The sequence below is a fragment of the Micromonospora sp. genome (assembly GCF_048594385.1).
GTDB classification, from domain to species: Bacteria; Actinomycetota; Actinomycetes; order Mycobacteriales; family Micromonosporaceae; genus Micromonospora; species Micromonospora wenchangensis.
On the sequence record NZ_JBMDWU010000320.1, the window covers coordinates 1 to 4,179 of the forward strand.

At 73.8% G+C, this 4,179-nt stretch carries 2 protein-coding genes and 1 pseudogene; all 3 read right to left on the bottom strand.

Translation table 11 applies throughout. The features are described 5' to 3' along the window. Nucleotides 1-39 precede the first annotated feature (39 nt). Nucleotides 40-2,136, bottom strand: coding sequence for a cellulose binding domain-containing protein (locus ACOJTC_RS17220; protein ID WP_420117645.1), 2,097 nt, complete (start codon nt 2,134-2,136; stop codon nt 40-42). Between the two features lie 267 nt (nt 2,137-2,403). Continuing rightward, nucleotides 2,404-3,102: an SDR family NAD(P)-dependent oxidoreductase gene (locus ACOJTC_RS17225; protein WP_420117646.1), complete on the bottom strand. Its 699-nt coding sequence runs from the start codon at nt 3,100-3,102 to the stop codon at nt 2,404-2,406. A 142-nt stretch (nt 3,103-3,244) separates the two neighbouring features. Continuing rightward, a pseudogene (locus ACOJTC_RS17230) lies at nt 3,245-4,179 on the bottom strand (hypothetical protein); the annotation flags it as partial.

A 4,179-nucleotide genomic window follows, 5' to 3' on the forward strand; every position in this document is an offset into this window, starting at 1 on the left:
CCGACGCAGCACCGCTGCGCCGACGGCCACCCGGCCCGGTCACCCCACGCTGCAGGGGGTGCCGTTGAGCACGAAACCGGTGGGCGGGACGTTCGGGCCGCTGTAGGCCCCGACGAAGCCGGCTGTGGTGCTGCCACCGGCGGCGATCCGCCGGTTGTCGTCGGTGCTGGCGACCGTCACGGTACGCCCGGTCTGCGTCCAGGTGGCGCTCCAGCCGCTGCTGACCTGCTGCCAACTCGTCGGCCAGGTCCAGGTCAGCGTCCAGCCGTCGACGGGGTTCGCCCCGTTGTTGACGATCTCGACGTTGCCGACCCAGCCGTTGCCCCAGTCGCTGGCGGTGGTGAGCCGGACGGTGCAGCCGCTGTCGGCCGGGCCGGCGGTGGTGAAGGTGACAGGCGACGACGACCAGGACACCTTCCCGGCGGTGTCGCGGGTCAGCACGTTGAGCGTGTACCGGGTGCCGGGCACGAGGTTGTCCACGGTGAACGAGGTGCCGGCGGTCTCGCCGAGCTGCTCGCTGACCGTGCCGTTCTGCCGGTACACCTCGTACTTGGCGATCGGGGCGCCCTTCGGTGGGGCCGGCGACCAGGAGATCGTCGCCGACCGGTCGGTCACCCCGCTCGCCGTCGGCTGCCCCGGCGGCGCGGGGTGCGCGGTGACCGGGGACGACGGCCGCAGCACCAGCGTGGTCAGCGAGTACGCCGGCAGCGTCCGGCTGCCGGCGCTGCCCGACTGCCCGGTGACCACGCCGGACGCCCCGTTGGTCAACGAGTACGTCGTCGGCGCGGCGTCCGACGGGGTGAAACCGGCGTAGTCGATGGTGACCGGACGGGCGTTGGCCGGGTCCTTGTTGACCAGCAGCACCGCGAGATCCCCGTCGGCCCGCCGCACGGCGTGCGCGGTGACCAGCGGCTCGTCGGTGGCGGCCCGGACGAACTGGTCACCCGGCCGGGCGAACAGGTTCATCATCGACAGCGCGTGGTACGGCGCGAACGGGGTGTTCAGCGGCGGCTCGCAGACCGTGTTGTCGGCGGTGCAGGTGCCGCTGGACAGCAGCCCGAAGTCGCCGTAGTCGGTCTGCCCGGCGACCTCGGTGACGGTGCCGATGCCGTTGTGCACGTTCCACCACTGGACCGTGAAGACGCCGTTCTCCAGCAGGTCGCTGTAGGCGTCGGCGAGGAACAGCGCGCCCGGCTGGGTGTTCTGCCCGGTGCCGACGTTCAGCTCGGTGAAGCTGATGCCGATCCGGGCGGCGTTCGGGCCGGCGTACCGGGCGAGCTGGTCGCGCAGCAGGTGGGCCGCCTCGTCGATGTGGGCCGTACGGGAAAGGGACTCGGCGGCGGTGCCGCCCGGGTACCAGTGCACGTCCACAAAGTCGATCTTGGGGCCGGCGATGGAGAGCACGGTCCGGTTCCACGGGCCCGGGTCACTGCCGGCGGTGATCCCGTCCGGCCAGTTGCCCGGCATGGTCAGCACCGCACCGACCTTGACCGTGGGGTCGACCGCCTTCATCGCGTCGGCGTACTCGACCACCAGCCGGGCGTACTGGCTGGCGCTCTTGTCGGGGTGGTCGTCGGCCTCCCAGGCCGAGCCGTAGTGCCCGTTGCCGTAGTTCTCGTTGCCGACCGTCCACCACTTCGCGCCGTACCCCTTGGTGACGTTGGCGTAGCGCACCCAGTCGGCGGCCTCGGCGGGGGAGCCGGTGCCGTAGTTCGCGATGATCATCGGCTGCGCGCCGACCCGCCGGGCGGCGGCCATGAACGTGTCGAAGTCGGTGTCCGGGGCGACGTACCCGCCGGGCGCGGTGTGGTCACGCCAGTGGTAGATGTCGGCGTACGAGCCGCCCGGGTAGCGCATCATCCGCACACCGGCGGCCTTGAGCAGGTCGGACGTCTCGGCCGTGCCGAGCTGGGAGTCCCAGATGGCGTGGTTGACGCCCAACGCGGTGGCCGGCACGGTGGCCAGTCCGGCGTTGGCGTTGACGGTCACGGCCACCGGGTCGGCGGCCGCGTCGGCGGGCGACGGGCCGGTCACGGCGAGCCCACCGGTGGCGAGCAGCAGGCTCGCGGCGAGCGCCGTCGCGCGCCCCGGGCCGCGACGCGACCGGCGCGACGGTGGGGCGGAAAGTCTGTTCATACGGGGTTCCTTCGGGGGTCACCACCGTGCACCGCGGCCGGTCGGGGTGGCGTCGCACCACGAGGAGCGTCGGGACGGCGGGCGGGACGGATGGACGGACTGCGGACGTCGTTTCGTCGCACTTGTCGCCGTCCCCCGGAAACCCACGGCTCCCGGTTGCCCTTGGACGACGGTCGGCCCCGCACACGGCCACTCATCGACGCACAAGAATCGCACGGTGGTCCCGGCGAATTCAAGGCGCTGTCCGGGCCGCCCCGCCGGTACGGCTCACCGCCGGGCGGCCACCCTCGCCGCGACCCCGGCCGCCCGCACCACCGCGGCCATCCGGCGGGGCCGGGAGACGACCGCCGGCCGGGTACGCAGGCAGTCGCGCACCACGTCGGCGGCCCGCTCCACACTGAGCAGCATCGGCTTGACCGGCGACTTCGCCATCTTGGTGTCGACGAACCCGAACCGCACGACGGTCACCCGCACCCCGTGCGGCCGCAGCGCGCCCCGCAGCCCCACCAGGTACGACGTCAACCCGGCCTTGGCGGCGGCATACCCGGGGGCCTGGGCCGACGGGGCGGCGTCGGCGAGGCTGGACAGGCCCACGAGGTGACCACCGCCCCCGGCCACCATCGCCGGCACGACCACCTCCACGGTGCGCGCCGCACCGATCAGGTTGACCTCCAGCGCCCGGGTCTGCGCCGCCAGGTCACCGAGGTCGAAGAACTCACCGACCCCCGCCGCGTAGACGCACACGTCCACCCCGCCGAGCCGGTCGACCGCCTCGGCCAGCACCGTGCGGTAGGTGTCGCCGGTGACGTCGGCGACATGGTGGGTGTACCCGGGGGCGGTCAGGTCGGTGCCGCTGCGGGACACCCCGGCGACCGTCCAGCCGGCGGCCACCAGTTGCCGGGTCAGGGCCAGCCCGACACCGTCGCTGTTACCCACCACGACCGCCCGTCGTCCCTGCGCATCCATGCCCGGACTCTAGACGCCACCGTGCGGCCCGGGACGCTGCACACACCGTCCGGCCCGGACTCCGCACACCACCGTCCGGCCCCGGCACGACGCCGCCCCGCCCACCGGGTCGGTGGACGGGACGGCGGCGCAGCGGCAACCGTCAGGGCTGACCCTGGTAGACCTCGCCGTCGGCGCCCTGGACGAACAGTCGCACCAGACCGCCGTAGACGCTTCCCGCCGGGGCGGAGATCGTCTGGCCGGGGCCGTCGACCGTGCTCCAGGCCGTCCACGCGCCGGAGTCCTGGAGGTACCAGGCGGTGCGCAGGTCGTCGCCGCCGGTGCGGACGAAGACGTGCAGCCCGCCACCGTAGACCAGGGCGGCCGGCGCGGACGCGGCACGCGCGGTGCCGGGCACGTCGCTCCACCCCGACCAGGCGCCGGTGGACAGCGAGTACCTGTTGGCGCGCACGTTGCCGTTCGTGCCCCGGACGAAGACGTGCAGGTATCCGCCGTAGATGGCGGCGGACGGGGCCGAGTTGGCACCGGTCGGGCCGGCGAGGGTGGCCCAGCCGGACCAGGCGGCGGTGTCCAGCGTGTACTGGTTGGTGCGGACCTTGCCGTTCGCGCCCCGGACGAACAGGTGCAGTTGGCCGCCGTAGACGGTGGCGGACGGGGCCGACGACGCGGACGTGGTGCCACCGACCGTGCTCCAGCCGGACCAGGTGCCGGTGTCCAGGGCGTACCGGTTGGTGCGGACCTTCTGGTCGGACTGCACGAACAGGTGCAGTTCCCCGCCGTAGACGGCCGCCGCCGGTGCCGAGGTCGCCATGGCGTCACCGGGGACGGTGGACCAGCCGGACCAGGAGTCGGGGTTGGTGTCGTACCGGTTGACCCGTACCTGCCCGTCGGGGCCCTGCACGAAGACGTGCAGCTCACCACCGTAGGTGGCGGTGGCCGGCGCGGACCGGGCCTGCGCCGTGCCCGGCACCGGCGTCCAGCCCGCCGCGCGGGCGGCCTGCGGCCCGGCGGTTGCGGAGGCGACGCCCGTGGCGGGGCCCGCCGGGTGGCCGACCGCCGGCACGGCGGCGGCGGGGG

Bases quoted from the DNA above. Each gene is read 5' to 3' on its own strand.
- ACOJTC_RS17225 (WP_420117646.1), bottom strand. From the start codon at position 3,102: ATGGATGCGCAGGGACGACGGGCGGTCGTGGTGGGTAACAGCGACGGT.
- ACOJTC_RS17220 (WP_420117645.1), bottom strand. From the start codon at position 2,136: ATGAACAGACTTTCCGCCCCACCGTCGCGCCGGTCGCGTCGCGGCCCG.